The organism is Algoriphagus boritolerans DSM 17298 = JCM 18970, from assembly GCF_900108085.1.
GTDB classification, from domain to species: Bacteria; Bacteroidota; Bacteroidia; order Cytophagales; family Cyclobacteriaceae; genus Algoriphagus; species Algoriphagus boritolerans.
Genome location: NZ_FNVR01000005.1, coordinates 14,731 through 31,423 on the forward strand (window position 1 = coordinate 14,731; position 16,693 = coordinate 31,423).

Annotated in this window: 14 protein-coding genes; 4 read left to right on the forward strand and 10 right to left on the reverse strand. The window is 45.7% G+C overall.

Annotated elements, in window-relative coordinates; genetic code table 11:
* Positions 1–446: 446 nt before the first annotated feature.
* Together C4S61_RS06455 and C4S61_RS06460 are read left to right on the forward strand one after the other, a co-directional pair.
* A complete protein-coding gene (locus C4S61_RS06455) occupies positions 447–2,450 on the forward strand; it encodes an alpha-ketoacid dehydrogenase subunit alpha/beta (RefSeq protein WP_103923970.1) in 2,004 nt (667 codons plus the stop codon).
* A 110-nt stretch (positions 2,451–2,560) separates the two neighbouring features.
* Positions 2,561–3,055: a GNAT family N-acetyltransferase gene (locus C4S61_RS06460; protein ID WP_103923971.1), complete on the forward strand. Its 495-nt coding sequence runs from the start codon at positions 2,561–2,563 to the stop codon at positions 3,053–3,055.
* Between the two features lie 30 nt (positions 3,056–3,085).
* On the opposite strand, the gene C4S61_RS06465 is transcribed toward C4S61_RS06460, so the two are convergent.
* Positions 3,086–3,859, reverse strand: coding sequence for a tRNA pseudouridine synthase A (locus tag C4S61_RS06465; RefSeq protein WP_103923972.1), 774 nt, complete (start codon positions 3,857–3,859; stop codon positions 3,086–3,088).
* A gap of 78 nt (positions 3,860–3,937) precedes the next feature.
* Here C4S61_RS06465 and C4S61_RS06470 point away from each other — a divergent pair, with 78 nt between their 5' ends.
* Complete coding sequence (locus tag C4S61_RS06470) at positions 3,938–4,510, forward strand: hypothetical protein (RefSeq protein ID WP_103924170.1); 573 nt, start codon at positions 3,938–3,940, stop codon at positions 4,508–4,510.
* Between the two features lie 31 nt (positions 4,511–4,541).
* A complete protein-coding gene (locus tag C4S61_RS06475; RefSeq protein WP_235009835.1) occupies positions 4,542–4,754 on the forward strand; it encodes a nucleotidyltransferase family protein in 213 nt (70 codons plus the stop codon).
* A 360-nt stretch (positions 4,755–5,114) separates the two neighbouring features.
* Here C4S61_RS06475 and leuB read toward each other — a convergent pair whose 3' ends face one another.
* The 9 genes from leuB to ilvD form a co-directional block, all read right to left on the reverse strand.
* Positions 5,115–6,182, reverse strand: coding sequence for a 3-isopropylmalate dehydrogenase (leuB, locus tag C4S61_RS06480; RefSeq protein WP_103923974.1), 1,068 nt, complete (start codon positions 6,180–6,182; stop codon positions 5,115–5,117).
* Positions 6,151–7,707: an alpha-isopropylmalate synthase regulatory domain-containing protein gene (locus tag C4S61_RS06485; RefSeq protein WP_103924171.1), complete on the reverse strand. Its 1,557-nt coding sequence runs from the start codon at positions 7,705–7,707 to the stop codon at positions 6,151–6,153. Before C4S61_RS06485 ends, leuB begins: the two co-directional genes overlap by 32 nt.
* A 91-nt stretch (positions 7,708–7,798) precedes the next feature.
* The gene (gene leuD, locus C4S61_RS06490) at positions 7,799–8,389 is read right to left on the reverse strand and encodes a 3-isopropylmalate dehydratase small subunit (RefSeq protein WP_103923975.1); all 591 of its coding nucleotides are present in this window, start codon (positions 8,387–8,389) and stop codon (positions 7,799–7,801) included.
* Between the two features lie 107 nt (positions 8,390–8,496).
* Positions 8,497–9,903, reverse strand: a complete 1,407-nt coding sequence (leuC, locus tag C4S61_RS06495; protein WP_103923976.1) for a 3-isopropylmalate dehydratase large subunit — start codon at positions 9,901–9,903, stop codon at positions 8,497–8,499.
* A gap of 2 nt (positions 9,904–9,905) precedes the next feature.
* Positions 9,906–11,414, reverse strand: a complete 1,509-nt coding sequence (locus tag C4S61_RS06500; protein WP_103923977.1) for a 2-isopropylmalate synthase — start codon at positions 11,412–11,414, stop codon at positions 9,906–9,908.
* A gap of 19 nt (positions 11,415–11,433) precedes the next feature.
* Positions 11,434–12,477 carry a ketol-acid reductoisomerase gene (gene ilvC / locus C4S61_RS06505; protein ID WP_103923978.1) on the reverse strand — a complete coding sequence of 348 codons (1,044 nt, stop codon included), beginning with the start codon at positions 12,475–12,477 and terminating at the stop codon, positions 11,434–11,436.
* Positions 12,478–12,523: 46 nt separating this feature from the next.
* The gene (ilvN, locus tag C4S61_RS06510) at positions 12,524–13,024 is read right to left on the reverse strand and encodes an acetolactate synthase small subunit (protein ID WP_103923979.1); all 501 of its coding nucleotides are present in this window, start codon (positions 13,022–13,024) and stop codon (positions 12,524–12,526) included.
* Between the two features lie 9 nt (positions 13,025–13,033).
* A complete protein-coding gene (gene ilvB / locus C4S61_RS06515; RefSeq protein ID WP_235009837.1) occupies positions 13,034–14,728 on the reverse strand; it encodes a biosynthetic-type acetolactate synthase large subunit in 1,695 nt (564 codons plus the stop codon).
* A gap of 4 nt (positions 14,729–14,732) precedes the next feature.
* A complete protein-coding gene (ilvD, locus tag C4S61_RS06520; RefSeq protein WP_103923980.1) occupies positions 14,733–16,421 on the reverse strand; it encodes a dihydroxy-acid dehydratase in 1,689 nt (562 codons plus the stop codon).
* Between the last annotated feature and the right edge of the window lie 272 nt (positions 16,422–16,693).

Sequence of the window (16,693 nt, forward strand, 5' to 3'; positions counted from 1 at the left end):
TAAAAATGGGTTGGAAAGTTAAGAAAGTTGGAAAGTTGCAAGGTTGGTTACAGCAACTTTACAACTTTTGAACTCTACCACTTTACAAGTCCTCAGTTAACACTTTGATAAAACAAGCTTAACGCAAGATGTCGTACTCAGAGAAAAGCTTTGCTTAATTTCGCAGCGTACAGCAAATACTTTTTAACTCCTTGCATTTATTTTTTGCCTCGACGAAAGTCGGGGCACTTTTGCAAGGGAGGTCCAATGTGATGCTGAGCGAAGTCGAAGCCTCGGATTTCGGATTTTCTCAAAAACCAGTTGAGCAAATTTAAATCAGCGTCTATCTGCATCCTTTTCTGCGATAATCAGCGGGAAACCTTAATAGTTAACCTTTTTTCTTCCGTACCAAAAAACCTTTGCCGATTTCGGGGCTTAGAGTACCTTAGACTCCCAAATCGAATCGTATGGAATTCACCGCCCCAAATGCCCAAAGATTAACTTTTGACCGGAAGAATTACTCGGATAAAACCCTCCTCAAACTCTACGAATCGCTGATCATGCCCCGTAGGATCGAGGAGAAAATGCTCATTCTTCTTCGTCAGGGCAGAATTTCCAAATGGTTTAGCGGATGGGGACAGGAAGCCATTTCCATTGGCGCTGTCAACGCACTCGAATCTGATGAATTTATTCTTCCTATGCACCGCAACCTGGGAATTTTTACCGGGCGAAATATGCCTTTGGAGCGGCTATTCGCACAATTTCAGGGAAAAAAGTCAGGCTTCACCAAAGGCCGAGACCGATCCTTCCACTTTGGCAGCATCGACCACCACATCGTCGGGATGATCTCACACCTTGGTCCTCAGCTGGCCATTGCGGATGGGATTGGTTTGGCGCATAAACTTTCTGAAGAAAAGAAAGTCACCTTGGTTTTTTCAGGTGATGGCGCGAGTTCGGAGGGAGATTTTCACGAAGGATTGAATGTGGCGGCAGTTTGGAAATTGCCGGTGATTTTTGTCGTGGAGCACAATGGCTATGGACTTTCCACGCCAAGCGAGGAGCAGTTTGCCTTCAAGTATTTCACCGAAAAAGGCCCCGGATATGGCATGGAGGCCGTTCGGGTACAGGGAAACAACGTGCTGGATGTCTATGATACTATTCTGAGACTGGCCCAAGATATCCGAGAAAACCCAAGACCGGTTTTGGTCGAGGCGATCACCTTCAGAATGCGTGGCCACGAGGAAGCTTCCGGCACGAAGTACGTTCCCAAGCACCTCAAGGAAGAATGGGCACAACTCGATCCGGTGGACAATTACGAAGCCTATCTGGAATCTGTAGGCGTGCTCGATGCTGCAGCCAAAGAGAGCCTGAATAAAAATGTCAAAAAGGCGATCAATGACGGGTTGGAAATTGCTTTTGCAGCCGAAGCCATCACGCCCAATCTGGAAGAAGAATTGGCAGATGTCTATACTCCTTTTTCCCAAAAAGTCATCTCTCCAGCAGGACCGAATACGGAAAAGCGTTTTATCGATGCGATCAGCGACGGGCTGCGTCAATCGATGGAAAAGTACCCGAATCTGATTCTGATGGGTCAGGACATCGGAGAATATGGAGGAGTTTTCAAAATCACGGATGGCTTTAAGGCAAAATTTGGAGGAGATCGGGTGCGCAATACGCCGCTTTGCGAAAGCGCCATCATCGGTGCCGGACTGGGACTCTCCATCAAAGGCTACAAGGCCATGGTCGAGATGCAGTTTGCGGACTTTGTAAGCGTCGGTTTCAACCAAATCGTGAACAACCTGGCAAAAATCCACTACCGCTGGGGACAAAAAGCCGATGTGGTAATCAGAATGCCAACCGGCGCTGGATCGGCCGCAGGGCCGTTTCACTCCCAGTCCAACGAAGCTTGGTTTTTCCACACTCCCGGTCTGAAAATCGTCTATCCTTCTAATCCCCACGATGCGAAAGGTCTGCTCAATGCAGCTTTGGAAGACCCCAACCCTTACCTTTATTTCGAGCACAAAATGCTTTACCGTTCCATCTCAGGCCTTGTGCCTGACTGCTACTATACCGTGGAAGTGGGAAAGGCAGCTTTGGCACAAGAAGGAACCCAAGTCTCTATCATCACCTATGGCATGGGCGTGCATTGGGCGATCAAGGCCGTCGAGGAACTCAGGATTTCAGCAGATATTTTGGACTTAAGAACGCTACTGCCTTGGGATCAAGAAGCAGTTGCGGCAACGGTGAAAAAGACCGGAAAAGTGATTTTCCTCCAAGAGGACACCTTGACCGGAGGAATCGGCGCAGAAATCTGTGCCTGGATTTCCGAGCATTGCTTCCGCTGGCTAGATGCCCCGGTGATGCGGGAAGGAAGTTTGGATACACCAGTTCCTTTTGCCCCCAGCTTGGAAAAGCAGTTTTTGCCGACAGAGCGATTCAAGGGAAAGTTGAAGGAGTTGATTGAATTTTGATTTGTTGATTGAAAAATTGGAAAATTCAGTTGGAAAGTTGTAAGGTTGAAAAGTGGCAAGGAAGCCCAGCTCTAAGTTAACAGCCCGTATTTCAAATCTCGTATTTCCCTATGCAAATCCGCTCATTACAAAAAGAAGAACTCACCAAAGTCCAGTCCATCGCACACCGCACCTGGCCTTCAACTTTTAAAACTATTCTCAGCCCGGAGCAAATCGAGTACATGCTGAATTGGATGTATTCGCTCAAAATGCTGGAATCACAACTGGAAAAAGGACATACTTTTTTGCTCACTGAGGAAAATGGGATTGAAATCGGGTTTGCAGGATATGAACTCAATTATTCAGAAGGTTCAAAAGCGAAGCTGCATAAAATCTACCTTCTTCCCGAAGCTCAGGGAAATGGCGCAGGAAAAGCATTGATCCTGGAAGTGGCCGATCAGGCCAGAAAAGCCGATCAAAAAAGCCTGCTGCTGAATGTGAACAAATACAATCAAAAGGCCATCAACTTTTACCTCAAAATGGGCTTTCAGGAAATCTACAAAGAAGTCATCGACATCGGAAATGGCTATGTCATGGACGATGTGGTGATGGAGTTGAAGCTTTGATGACGGCAAACTTTCAAGGTCTTCGAGAATTCAAAGGTTATCCAACACCGTCTCCCAGAGCACCAAGCCATTTGCGGAGGCAGTGGGTACAGGTTCCCAAGGTCCTTCTGGATTTGCCAATCTTTCTTTGATTTGATTTGAAGAAAAATACCAAATCGCATGGACCATTTTTCTGACTTGATGATAAAGGAAACCCGTTCCGGTCACTTCAAAGGAATAAGTTTTTTCGGGTGAAAAATCAGTAAAAAAAGTTTTTATCTCGAAGACTTTCGCTTCAAAAATTTCTCTTGTAAAATCCTTTTTGTCGCCCGAGATCCTGCAAAAAACCCTGAAATCATGTTTTCCAACGAAAAGAGAGGCATTTTCCTGCATTCGTTCCAATGAGTTGATTTGGAAAGCTGAGGTCAAAAATGCCGATGCAAATGGATGAAAGGATTCGGAATCAGAGAAATAGTAACGATAGGTTTTTTGACTGACGGATTGAATCAAATTAAAATCCCGTGGGATTTCATGAACAGCATTGAGTCGGATTTCTCCATTCAAATTCACATTCAAGGCTAATAAAATCGGCTCAAAATCCACTTCTTCACGAAGAAAAATCTGAACAAAACCCTGCCGACAACTCACTCCTGAATCGGTCCGACTCGATCCGATCAATCGGAAATCTTCATGACCCAACACAAATCGAAACACCCGCTCCAATTTCCCCTCCACGGTTGGTTGCCCTTTTTGCTTGGCCCAACCTTTGAATCTTGCGCCATAGTATGAAATGGAAAAGAGATAGGAATACGGTCGGGAACGCATAGTTGGAATTCAATATTGACAAATCCTTTGAAACCCTCAGCGGGTTGACTAAATTCAGGTAACCCAAAAATAATGACCATGAAGCAACTTCTTAGCCTTTTGATGATTTTCGCCAGTTTTCAGGCAATTTCTCAAACTCAACCTTCCAAAGAAATCCAGATCAAACTGGCTGTACTAGCCGCTCCTGAGGATCAACGCGCCCATGCAACCGTGTATGCCTTTGATGGAACTTTGCTCAGAAAAGGAACAAATCAGACCATTTGTCTAGCCGATGACCCCTCCCGAGAGGGACTGAGCGTGTCTTGTTATCACAGCAGTGCTCAGCCGTTTATGGAGCGGGGTTGGGCATTGCGAAAAGAAGGAAAAAATGCGGAGGAAATATTCAATATCCGAGAAGCTGAAGCAAAAGCGGGCAAACTCAAACTCCCCGATCAGGGAAGCTTGCTCAATGCCTTGACTGCTAAGCACGCCGATGTAAACTGGACCACAGGTGAAGCCAAAAACACCTATACGCGCTCGGTCGTCTATATTCCTTGGGCTACTGCGGAAAGCACCGGATTGCCAATGAAGCCAGCCGGACCGGGTTTACCTTGGATTATGGATCCGGGAACGCATCGAGCACATATCATGATCAATCCGGCGAGAGATTAAGGAGCTTTTTGAAAAGTATACGATCAAGGACTTGGCGATTTTTGGTTCCTACGCACGCAAAGAACAAAAAGAAGCGAGTGACCTGGATTTGATGGTCGAGTTTCATAGCCGTGTAGGTTCAGAGTTTATTGAATTGGCGGATGAACTGGATGAAATCCTTGGAATCAAAGTCGATTTGGTTTCCAAAAATGGAATCAAAGAGCGGTATTTTGAGCGGATTAAGGAGGATTTAATTTATGTCTAGAAGGGACATTGAACTACTTCTCTTGGACATGTGAGATGCTACTTTGGGAATTTTAGGATAAACATTGAAACCATCATTTTAATTTTATCAATTTCTGGATTAACGAAAATAGCAAGTGATTCTAAATGATTTAAATCCAAGTAAAAGCTGGGCGGCAACACTTCATCATGTTGAAGGTGTCCCAACTCAGGTTTACATATATCTCATTCTTTTCTGCATAGGGATTGGAATCTATGTTTCATTCTTAAAAAAAAGAAAAAAGGTTATACAAACAATCGATTACTTAAAATCGAATCCATTTTAAAGTCAATAAAAAACCACCCCATTCCGAAGGTGGTTTCATTTTATCATCTAGAAATATTATCCCAAAATCTTAGCAGCCAGCCAATCCCCCACTTCGGAGGTTTTGTAGGCTTTGCCGCCCTCGGCGATGTCTTCGGTCACGATTCCTTCTGCCAAAGAAAGATTGACCACATCGCTGATCAGTTTGGCTTCTTCGAATAGTCCAAAGGCATAATCAAACATCATGGACGCAGAAAGCACCGTTCCAAGTGGGTTGGCGATGTCTTTGCCTGCTGCCTGAGGATACGAACCATGAATCGGTTCGAATAGCTTCACTTTTGAACCCAAGGAAGCAGAAGGCATCAAGCCCATGGAACCGGAAATTACCGAAGCTTCGTCAGTCAGAATGTCACCAAAAAGGTTCTCGGTAATCAACACGTCATAAGCTTTTGGCCACTGGATCAATCGCATCGCCACGGCATCCACGAATTCATATTCCACTTTGACATCCGGGTATTCAGGAGCTAATTCCTGTACGGTTTCTCTCCATAGTCTGGAAGTCGCCATTACGTTGGCTTTGTCCACGCAGGTCAGCAGCTTTCTTCTTTTTTGCGCAGCTTCAAAACCCATTCTAGCTAGGCGAACAATCTCCTCTTTGCTGTAAATATTTGTATCAAAGGCTTTGGTTCCTTGCTCGTTTCGGCCTCGTGGCTCACCAAAATAAATCCCTCCTGTCAATTCCCTGAAAAACACCAAATCCACGCCATCCACTCGGTCAAGCTTCAACGGTGACTTATCAACCAAGGAAGGAAAAGTGAAAGTGGGTCTAACATTGGCAAACAGGCCGAGTTTCTGGCGCATTCTAAGCAGTCCTTGTTCCGGTCGAACTTTGGCTTTGGGATCGTTGTCGTATTTCGGGTCGCCGATCGCTCCGAAAAGTACTGCATCAGAAGCGGCACAGATCTCGTGCGTGGAATCGGGATAAGGGTCTCCCGTGGCATCGATGGCACATGCACCGACAAGACCTTCTTTGAAGGTGATTTTATGACCGAATTTTTTCCCGATGGCATTGACTACTTTCACTGCCTGAGCAATTACTTCAGGGCCGATGCCGTCACCCGGCAACAGCGCGATATTCATTTCCATAGTTCGTGGATTCTTTTTCTGGGTTTGAATTAAATGATTCGACGATGTTCAGCATTTTTTCCGTGGCCATCATCGCTGCCACAGTTTGGTCAGGGTCGAGCCCCTTGGTTTTGAATATTTTCCCATAATCCCAAGAGATCACCGTCTCTACAAAAGCATCGGTTTTTCCTCCGGGAGGAATGGATACATGGTAATCAATCAGCTTGGGGAGTTCTTTTTTCAGGGATTTATAAATTTTCTTTACCGCACGCATGAAGGAATCATACTGTCCGTCACCGGTTGCTGTAGCATCGTAGGATTTGCCATGGACATTCAGTCGAAGTTGAACAGATGGCTTCAAACCCTTGGAATGGGTCATGTGATACCCTTCGATGAAGATATTTTTGGAGATCGAGTTGTTTTGCAATACATCAGAAATGATGTAAGGCAAATCTTCAGTAGTCACACGTTCCTTCTTATCGCCCAATTCAATGATCCGTTGGGTCACTCGGGTGAGTTCTTCTTTTTCAAGAGAAATTCCGAGTTCTTCCAAATTCTTAAGAATATTGGCTTTGCCAGAAGTTTTGCCCAAGGCATATTTCCGTTGACGGCCAAATCGCTCAGGAAGCAGATCATTGAAATAGAGGTTCTTTTTATTGTCCCCGTCAGCGTGAATTCCAGCCGTTTGGGTAAAGACATTTTCACCGACAACCGGCTTATTAGCCGGAATATGCTGTCCGGAAAACTGTTCAACCAACTTTGAAACGCGGAAAATCTTTTGCTCCTGGACTCCAATTTCAAAATCTGTAAAGTCCTTGATTACGGCGACTACGGATTCCAAAGGTGCATTTCCTGCCCGTTCGCCCAATCCGTTCACGGTTGTGTGAATACCGGATGCGCCATGAAGAATGCCTTCCATGACATTGGCAACGGAAAGATCATAATCATTGTGGGCATGGAAATCGAAGTGAGTGGCCGGGAATTTCTCTACGATCAAATCCATGAAATTCCGAACTTCATCCGGAGAAAGCAATCCTAAGGTGTCAGGGAGCATGATACGCTTGACCGGCTGATGGGTCAAGAAATCGATCAAACTCAGCGTGTATTCGAGCGAATTTCGCATGCCGTTTGACCAATCTTCCAGGTAAACATTGACAGCAATTCCTTTTTCCTGAGCGTAGGAAATGCTGGTGGCAATTTCCTCAAAATGCCGCTCTGGCGATTTTTTCAACTGGTGAACCAGATGGTTTAGCGAGCCTTTGGTCAGTAGGTTCATGACTTTTGCCCCAGCATCCAAAATCCAATTCACAGAAACCGGCGTGTCTACAAAGCCCAAAACCTCCACCCGATCGAGATAGCCCTTTTGAGCTGCCCAAGTGGTAATTTTTTGAACTCCTTCCAATTCTCCCTCAGAAACCCGGGCAGAAGCAACTTCGATCCGGTCTACTTTGAGTTCTTCCAAAAGAAGCTTGGCAATTTGGAGCTTTTCCGAAGGCAAAAAGGAAACCCCTGAGGTCTGCTCACCATCTCTCAGCGTGGTATCCATGATTTCGATACGTTGCCTCTTCAAACCCTCCAAGGATTCGGCACCCTTGGAGGGTTTAACTGTATGATTTCTATTTGCCTCCATTTTTTCTTTATCTGGATGCTGCAAATGCATCGATTTCAGACGACATATTCAATAGGTAATCAATGTCATCGAAGCCATTTTGCATGTTGTCCTTTTTGTATTCGTTGATGTCAAAAGATTCAAACTCACCTGTTGTTAGAAGTTTAACCTTTTGCTCAGGGAGATTTACCTCGATTTCAGTTTTTGGATCAGCTTGGATTGCTGCAAACAGCTTATCCGCAAATTCCGCTGAAACTGTCACTGGAAGAACTCCGATATTCAGGCAGTTATTTTTGAAAATATCAGCAAAGAAGCTGGAGACCACGCATCGGAACCCGTAATCGTAGATTGCCCAAACGGCATGCTCGCGACTGGAACCGGAACCGAAGTTCTTACCCGCTAACAGAATTTTACCGGAATAAGTCGGATCGTTCAAGACAAAATCTTTTTTTGGGTTGCCCTCTACATCGTATCTCCAATCACGGAAAAGGTTGTCACCGAAACCTTCCCGCTCGGTAGCTTTCAGGAATCGGGCAGGGATGATTTGGTCGGTGTCCACATTTTCAGTAGGCAAAGGCACTGCAGTACTACGTAGGATGGTGAATTTATCGTAAGCCATTTTTTCTTAGTTCAAAGGTGGTAAAGTTGGAAGGTGGTAAGGTGTGCCAAGCCAATTGCTTGACTCATAATCCTTACCCGCATTTCGTATTTCCAACTTTGTGTTTTTTAATTTGCAAATACTTCCCGAGGATCGGTGATACATCCTGTGATCGCTACAGCTGCCACTGTCAAAGGAGAAGCGAGCATGGTGCGGGCACCAGGACCTTGACGACCTTCGAAATTTCGGTTTGAAGTCGAAACGGCATATTTTCCGGAAGGAATCCTATCGTCATTCATCGCCAGACAAGCAGAGCAACCCGGTTGGCGGAGGACAAAACCTGCTTCTTCCAGGATTTTCACGAGACCTTCCTCATGAGCCATTTTTTCCACCTCTTTGGAACCAGGTACTATCCAGGCAGTGATGTTGTCTGCTTTTTTATGTCCTTTGACAAACTGGGCGACAGAACGAATATCTTCGATTCGTCCATTGGTGCAAGAGCCTACAAAAACGTAATCCACCGGCTTACCTTTGACGGATTCGCCGGGAGCAAAGCCCATGTATTCCAGGGATTTCAGATAGGAAGTTTTGTTTGATCCTTCCATTCCTGCTGTACTCGGGATATTTTCGGTGATCTTGATTCCCATTCCCGGATTGGTACCATAGGTGATCATCGGCTCGATATCCGCTGCCTCGAAAACCAATTCCTTATCGAAAACGGCACCTTCGTCAGTTTTCAGCGTCTTCCAATAGGCAACTGCTTTGTCCCAATCGGCCCCTTTAGGGGCATATTGTTTTCCTTTAAGGTAATTGAAGGTTGTCTCGTCCGGAGCGATCAGCCCACCCCGGGCACCCATCTCAATGGACATGTTACAGATGGTCATTCTGGCTTCCATCGACAGACTTTGGATAGCAGATCCGGCGTATTCCACAAAGTAACCTGTGGCACCTGCTGCGGATATTTTAGAAATGATGTAGAGAATGATGTCTTTGGAAGTCACACCCGGTCCAAGCGTCCCGTTCACCGAGATCCGCATTTTCTTGGCTTTGGACTGCATGATGCATTGTGTAGCCAAAACCATTTCTACCTCTGAGGTACCGATTCCAAAAGCAATGGCTCCGAAAGCTCCGTGGGTAGAGGTATGTGAATCACCACAGACAATAGTCATTCCTGGTTGGGTGATTCCCAATTCCGGTCCGATGACGTGTACAATGCCATGATGCGCAGAACCCAGGTCATGCAATTCGATCCCGTATTTCGCACAGTTTTCACGAAGTCGTTCGACTTGCATCCGAGAGAGCTTATCTTTAATGGTCTTATCCTGATCCACTGTAGGAACGTTGTGATCAGGTGTGGCAACGGTCCGGCTGGGGTTTTTTACCCCGATTCCGCGCTTCTCCAAATTCAGGAATGCGACCGGTGAGGTCACCTCATGGATAAAATGCTTATCGATGAAGAAAACGTCAGGCCCTGCAGGCACGGATTTGACCACGTGCGAATCCCATATTTTATCAAATAATGTTGTCTTTTCCATAATTATGCAGTCGCATATTCTTTGACCGGAATTTTATTTAATGCGTCGACGAAGGCCTGCGCTGAGGCAAGAACGATATCGGCGTTTGATGCAAAACCATAGTACGGTTTTTCTCCTTTGATTAATCTCATGTGAACTTTTGCCACATCATCACTTCCATTAGTCATGGCCTGAATGAGAAATTCCTCCAAGTCCACCTGCGGCCGGGCTATTTTATCGATCGCCTTTAAAACGGCATCCACCGGACCTACACCGGACGAAGAGGCATGATGCGTTTCGTTTCCAATTTTAAGTGTGACTTGAGCGCTGACTTGTCCGTTGGACGAATAGCTGATTTTTTCCAATTCGATGAAATTAGATTCCTCCATGAATTTACCCACCAAACCAAGTAGGTCTTTGCGACCGATGTCTCTTTTGCTATCCGCAAGGATTAAGAAAGCTTCGTAAACCTCTCTCAACTCCTCGCCTTCCAGTTCCACACCCAAGGCATCCAAGTGGTGTTTCAAGGCGGCGCGTCCGGATCTTGCGGTCAAGACGATCGTGGACTCGTCCACTCCGACTTCTTTCGGGTCGATGATTTCATAGTTCTCCCGATGCTTCAGCACGCCATCTTGGTGAATACCGGAAGAATGCGCAAAAGCATTTCTTCCTACAATCGCCTTATTGGGCTGAACCGGCATATTCATCAGCTTGGAAACCAATCGGCTGGTCTGATAGATTTTCGGAGTTACTATGCCTGTATACACCGGAATCGATTTATGGCATTTGATTGCCATCACTACTTCTTCCAGGGAAGTATTTCCAGCTCTCTCACCGATGCCGTTGATCGTTACCTCGACTTGCCGAGCACCATGCTGCACTCCGGCGACCGTATTTGCGGTAGCCATCCCCAGGTCATTGTGGCAATGCGTTGCAATGATCGCACGGTCAATGTTAGGCACGTTATTTTTCAGATTGGCGATTATTGCGCCATATTGTTCGGGGAGGCAATATCCAGTCGTATCCGGGATATTGACCACGGTTGCTCCGGCTTTGATGACCTCTTCGATGATTCGACAGAGAAAATCAGGTTCAGAGCGTCCGGCATCTTCAGCGTAGAATTCCACATCCTCCACAAATCGCTTCGCATACTTCACTGCCGCAACACCCCGGGCAATAATATCCACGGGAGTGGAGCGCAACTTAAACTGAATATGATAGGGTGAAACACCAATCCCTGTATGGATTCGGCCCCTTTTTGCAAATTTGAGTGACTGGGCAGCTACATCAATATCTTTTTCTACCGCTCTGGAGAGCGCACAAATGATGGGATTGGACACAGCCTTGGAGATTTCTAACACGGAATTGAAATCACCCGGGCTGGATATTGGAAATCCTGCCTCGATGATATCCACTCCTAAAGCTTCCAATGCTTTGGCCACTACAACCTTCTCCTGGGTATTCAGCTGACACCCGGGTACTTGTTCCCCATCTCTCAGGGTCGTATCAAAAATCCACAGCTTGTCACTCATAATTTTAGGGGTTTGGGGTTTAATTATTTTCTGGTCTCAACTGACGAACGACCGCTCCGGCCTGCCACATTTCAGAATCTCTCAATTCTTTCAGCTCTGCCTCAAGCTTCTCTCTGTAATCTGCTTTTGAATTGGAATCAATGGATTTTTGGGCTTCTTTTCCAGTTTTTACAGATTCATAAAGTGCCTCGAATACCGGCTTGGTCGCATCCCGGAAAGGCTTCCACCAATCCAATGCACCACGCTGTGCTGTAGTAGAGCAGTTGGCATACATCCAGTCCATGCCATTCTCTGCCACCAAAGGCATCAAGGATTGAGTCAATTCTTCCACAGTCTCATTGAATGCTTCTGATGGCGTGTGACCATTTGCTCTCAACACTTCATATTGGGCCGCGAAAATTCCTTGGATTGCACCCATCAAAGTTCCTCTTTCTCCGGTCAAATCGGAAGTCACTTCTCTGTAGAAATCCGTTTCAAACAGGTAACCTGAACCTACACCGATACCCAAAGCTATCACGCGGTCTTTGGCTTTGCCTGTACCGTCTTGGAAAACCGCATAGGATGAGTTCAATCCACGGCCTTCAACGAACATTCTTCTCAATGAAGTACCGGAACCCTTTGGCGCTACCAAAATCACATCAATATCAGCAGGAGGAATGATTCCTGTTTTCTCCTTATAAGTCACGCCGAAACCATGAGAGAAATAAAGCGCTTTACCTGGAGTCAGGTGTTTTTTTACAGTTGGCCAAAGGGCGATTTGTCCTGCATCAGAAAGTAGAAATTGAAGAATGGTGCCTCTTTTGCAAGCTTCCTCCAAATCAAAAAGTGTGACACCGGGAACCCATCCGTCAGAGACGGCTTTGTCCCAAGTCTTGGTGCCTTTGCGCTGTCCAACAATCACGTTGAAACCATTGTCTTTCAGGTTTAATGCCTGACCTGGACCCTGAACACCATAACCCAAAACTGCAATAACTTCGTTTTTGAGGACTTCTCTGGCTTTTTCAAGAGGAAATTCATCCCTGGTAACCACATTTTCTTCAACTGTGCCGAATTTTAATTTCATAATAAATGATTTGATTTAATAGTTTGATTATGATTGGGTTGAGACATTATTTAATGAAGGACTCAATCGTGAGCATTCGCTTGGCGACTGCCACACGACCGGATCGGGCAAACTCCAAAAGCCCATAGCCTTTCAGAATTTCAAGCAATTCCTGAGTTTGCTCTTTATGACCTGTGAGTTCAAGGACAACGAAATCAGGCTCCGCAGCGATGATTTTCGCATTATGCTGACGGATTACCTTTTCCAATCCTCCGTCAAGTTTTGAAACAGGGATTTTGTACAGGGCAATTTCCTGATACACCACACCTTCATCTTCGTGGTAAAAGGCTTTGATCACGTCAATGATTTTCTCGATTTGATTGACCAATTGGATGACGGTGTCTTCGTTGACATTCACCTCAATGGTGACTCGGTGAATGCCCGGTATCCGGCTTTCAGACGCAGTCAATGCGTCAATATTGATCCCACGACGTGTAAAAATGATGGTGATCCGGTTGAGAATTCCGATGAAATTCTCTGTGATAACGAAAATTGTATATCGCTTCATAGGTTGGTATTAACTGAGTCTGACTTCTTCCACCGAGCAGCCGGTGGCAATCATTGGAAATACGTTGTCTTCTTTCTCCACCACTACCTCAAGGAAAAATGGGCCATCATGGATCAACATATCCTCAATAGCCTCCTTCAAATCGGTACGTTCTGTTACTTTTTGTGCTCGTATATTATATGCTTCAGCAATTTTGATAAAATCCGGATTATCCAGTTCGGTGAAAGAATAGCGTCTGTCAAAAAACATCTGCTGCCACTGACGAACCATACCCAGGAAATTATTATTCAACAGCACAATCTTCACCGGAGCTTTGGTCTGCATGATGGTGCCCAATTCCTGAATCGTCATCTGAATGCCACCATCTCCCACCACGCAAATTACCTGTCGGGAATAGTCGTGTAATTGAGCTCCCAAAGCTGCAGGTAGCGCAAATCCCATTGTGCCCAGTCCACCGGAGGTCACTTGGGTTCTGGATTTTTTATAATTGAAATACCTCCAAGCGATCATTTGGTGCTGACCAACGTCCGTGACCAGAACCGCATCATCAGCTTTGTACTGATTAATCTGATGAATGACCTCTCCCATGGTGAGGCCTACTTTGGAAGGAGTAAGGTCATGTTGCATTACAGCGTTTATTTCCTCTTGTTCCAATTCACGGAATCGCTGAATCCAGGCATCGTATTTCTTATCCTGAATCATTTCCCTAAGCATAGAAAGGCTCTCTTTGCAATCACCGATTACCGCCACTTCGGCTTTTACATTTTTGTTAACTTCTGCCTTATCCAGCTCAAGGTGAATCACTTTTGCCTGCTTGGCGTAACGCTTCAGATCTCCTGTCACCCGATCATCAAAGCGCATTCCCACGGCTATAAGCACATCGCATTGGTTGGTCAAAAGATTTGGGGCATAGTTACCATGCATACCCAGTTTCCCAACATAATTTGGGTGGTCTTCCGGTAAAGCCCCAGAACCCAAAAGTGTGGAAGCGGCCGGAATTCCTGATTTATCCAGAAAAAACTTAAGTTCTGCTTCGGCTTTTCCCAAAACCACTCCCTGACCAAAGAGCAGGTAGGGTCTTTCTGCAGAATTGATCAATTCTGCAGCCCGTTTGATTTGTAAAACATCGATAGGAGTATGGATCTTGTAAGATCTGAATCCGTTGCAGCGCACATAATTCCACTCGCCAAAATCAACCTGGGCATTTTTGGTAATATCGATCAGTACCGGCCCAGGCCTTCCCGATCTGGCGATGTAAAATCCTTTCGCGATAGCCGGGGCAATATCCTCCACCCGTCTGACCTGGATATTCCATTTGGTACCTGGCATGGAAATGCCCACGACGTCAGTCTCCTGAAAGGCATCTGAACCTAATAAATGTGCTGCAACCTGCCCGGTAATGCAAACCAAAGGCGTGCTGTCAATCTGTGCGTCTGCAAGTCCTGTAATCAAATTTGTCGCACCTGGTCCTGAAGTAGCGATGCAGACACCGACTTTGCCAGAAACTCTGGCATAACCTTGAGCTGCATGAATCGCTCCCTGCTCATGCCGGGTCAAGACGTGCCGGACCTGATCATGATAATCATACAAGGCATCATAAACCGGCATGATTGCACCGCCTGGATAGCCAAATATGATATCTGCATTTTCGGCTATTATTGACCTCACTACAATGTCTGCTCCTCTGATCATCGAATCCTTCATAGAATTAGAATTTATCGGTAACGCATCCTTCAGACGCGGTTGACACTAGTTTATTGTATTTTTTTAATGTCCCCTGTAGTCCCTCCAGGGATTTAGGCGACCATGATTTTTTGCGCCCGGCAAATTCCCCATCACTTATCTGAACGCTAAGAAGCTGATTGTCGGTATCAATGGTTATTAGGTCGTCATTCTGGATTAATCCAATCGGACCTCCACACCATGCTTCCGGAGTCACATGACCTACCACAAACCCGTGGGTTCCACCAGAGAATCTTCCGTCAGTAATCAGGGCGACATCTGCCCCAAGACCTGCACCGATTATCATTGATGTAGGCTTGAGCATTTCAGGCATTCCCGGCGCTCCTTTTGGTCCTACATTTCGGATGACCACTACATCTCCTGCTTTCACTTTATGATCACGAATGGCGTTGTTAGCCTCAAGTTCTGAATCAAACACACGAGCCGGCCCGGTGAATAAGCGTCCTTCTTTACCTGTAATTTTGGCTACAGCGCCCTCTGGAGCAAGATTTCCGGACAAAATACACAGGTGGCCTGTCTCTTTAATCGGTGACTCGATCGGGTGAATCACATTGATTTTAGAGGGAACAATGGGTTGAATATTTTTCAGGTTTTCAGCGATGGTTTTACCGGTGACGGTCATACAATCTCCATGAAGGTATCCAGCCTCGAGGAAGTACTTCATAAATGCAGGTAATCCCCCCTGCTCATGGAGATCTTCCATCAGGAATTTGCCCGATGGCTTGAAGTCGCCGATCATGGGAGTCTTGCTATTCAATGCTTTGAAGTCCTGAAGCGAAAAATCGACTCCAGCTGTTCGAGCAATTGCCAGAATGTGCAGGACAGCATTGGTGCTTCCCCCAAGGGCAATCGCAACCCGAACCGCATTTTCGATACTCTTTCGGGTGATGATATCGCTGGGCTTGATGTCATTTTCCAAAAGAATCCGCATGTAGTGATTTACTTCGCGGCATTCCCGAAGCTTCTCAGGGGAATTTGCAGGATAGGATGCGGAATAAGGCAAGGACATCCCCATCGCCTCGATTGCCGAGGACATGGTATTGGCAGTGTACATGCCTCCACAGGCACCGGCTCCAGGACATGCATTGCGGATCACCCCATCGTAATCTTCGTCTGTGATCGTGCCTTGGATTTTTTTACCGAAAGCCTCAAAGGCAGAAACGATATTTAATTTTTCACCTTTGTATAAGCCAGATGCAATCGTACCTCCATAGACCATAATTGCCGGTCGATCGATACGAATCATCCCCATGATCGCTCCAGGCATATTCTTATCACAACCCGCTACGGCCACACAAGCATCAAAAGAATGTCCCAAGATGAATGACTCGATCGAATCAGCGATGATTTCTCTGGAAACCAGCGAATATCGCATCCCCAGTGTACCCATCGAAGTTCCATCAGAAATCCCGATGGTATTAAAAACCAAACCGGTCAGATCATATTCCTGTGAGGAGTTTTTGATCAGACCGGCAAAGTCATTCAGGTGCATGTTGCAGGGATTACTTTCATAGCCGCAACTCGCTATCCCTACAAATGGCTGTTTCATTTTCTTGTCGCTCAAGCCAGTGGCATAAAGCATGGCTTTTCCCGCCGGATGCTCGTCATTGTCGGATATTTCCCAACTATATTTTTTTAGGTTTTTCTGGGCCATAGGTGTGAAAAACAAAAAAAGTGTCCCATTTGAGTGAGACACTTTAGATTAATATGTTTTTATAATAGTCTAGTGCCTCACTTCGAAAATCCGATGAGAATAATTAAGCTTAGCAAGAAGACTGATGGATACATGTTGAGGTTCGAGATTTTATGCTTCGTGGGCGAATCACATGACAATATTAAAACCCAATTACCAGACTTACAATATTTAATTCTATCCTAATCGTTTATGACAGATTTTAATGACAGGATTGAATATTTTTTTAGAAA

Excerpts from the sequence above, each read along its gene's own strand:
- C4S61_RS06470 (WP_103924170.1), top strand. The coding sequence starts at position 3,938 with ATGAAGCAACTTCTTAGCCTTTTGATGATTTTCGCCAGTTTTCAGGCA.
- leuB (WP_103923974.1), bottom strand. The coding sequence starts at position 6,182 with ATGGAAATGAATATCGCGCTGTTGCCGGGTGACGGCATCGGCCCTGAA.
- C4S61_RS06460 (WP_103923971.1), top strand. The coding sequence starts at position 2,561 with ATGCAAATCCGCTCATTACAAAAAGAAGAACTCACCAAAGTCCAGTCC.
- ilvB (WP_235009837.1), bottom strand. The coding sequence starts at position 14,728 with ATGAAGGATTCGATGATCAGAGGAGCAGACATTGTAGTGAGGTCAATA.
- C4S61_RS06500 (WP_103923977.1), bottom strand. The coding sequence starts at position 11,414 with ATGAGTGACAAGCTGTGGATTTTTGATACGACCCTGAGAGATGGGGAA.
- leuC (WP_103923976.1), bottom strand. The coding sequence starts at position 9,903 with ATGGAAAAGACAACATTATTTGATAAAATATGGGATTCGCACGTGGTC.
- C4S61_RS06485 (WP_103924171.1), bottom strand. The coding sequence starts at position 7,707 with ATGGATACCACGCTGAGAGATGGTGAGCAGACCTCAGGGGTTTCCTTT.
- C4S61_RS06465 (WP_103923972.1), bottom strand. The coding sequence starts at position 3,859 with ATGCGTTCCCGACCGTATTCCTATCTCTTTTCCATTTCATACTATGGC.
- ilvN (WP_103923979.1), bottom strand. The coding sequence starts at position 13,024 with ATGAAGCGATATACAATTTTCGTTATCACAGAGAATTTCATCGGAATT.
- C4S61_RS06455 (WP_103923970.1), top strand. The coding sequence starts at position 447 with ATGGAATTCACCGCCCCAAATGCCCAAAGATTAACTTTTGACCGGAAG.
- ilvD (WP_103923980.1), bottom strand. The coding sequence starts at position 16,421 with ATGGCCCAGAAAAACCTAAAAAAATATAGTTGGGAAATATCCGACAAT.
- leuD (WP_103923975.1), bottom strand. The coding sequence starts at position 8,389 with ATGGCTTACGATAAATTCACCATCCTACGTAGTACTGCAGTGCCTTTG.
- ilvC (WP_103923978.1), bottom strand. The coding sequence starts at position 12,477 with ATGAAATTAAAATTCGGCACAGTTGAAGAAAATGTGGTTACCAGGGAT.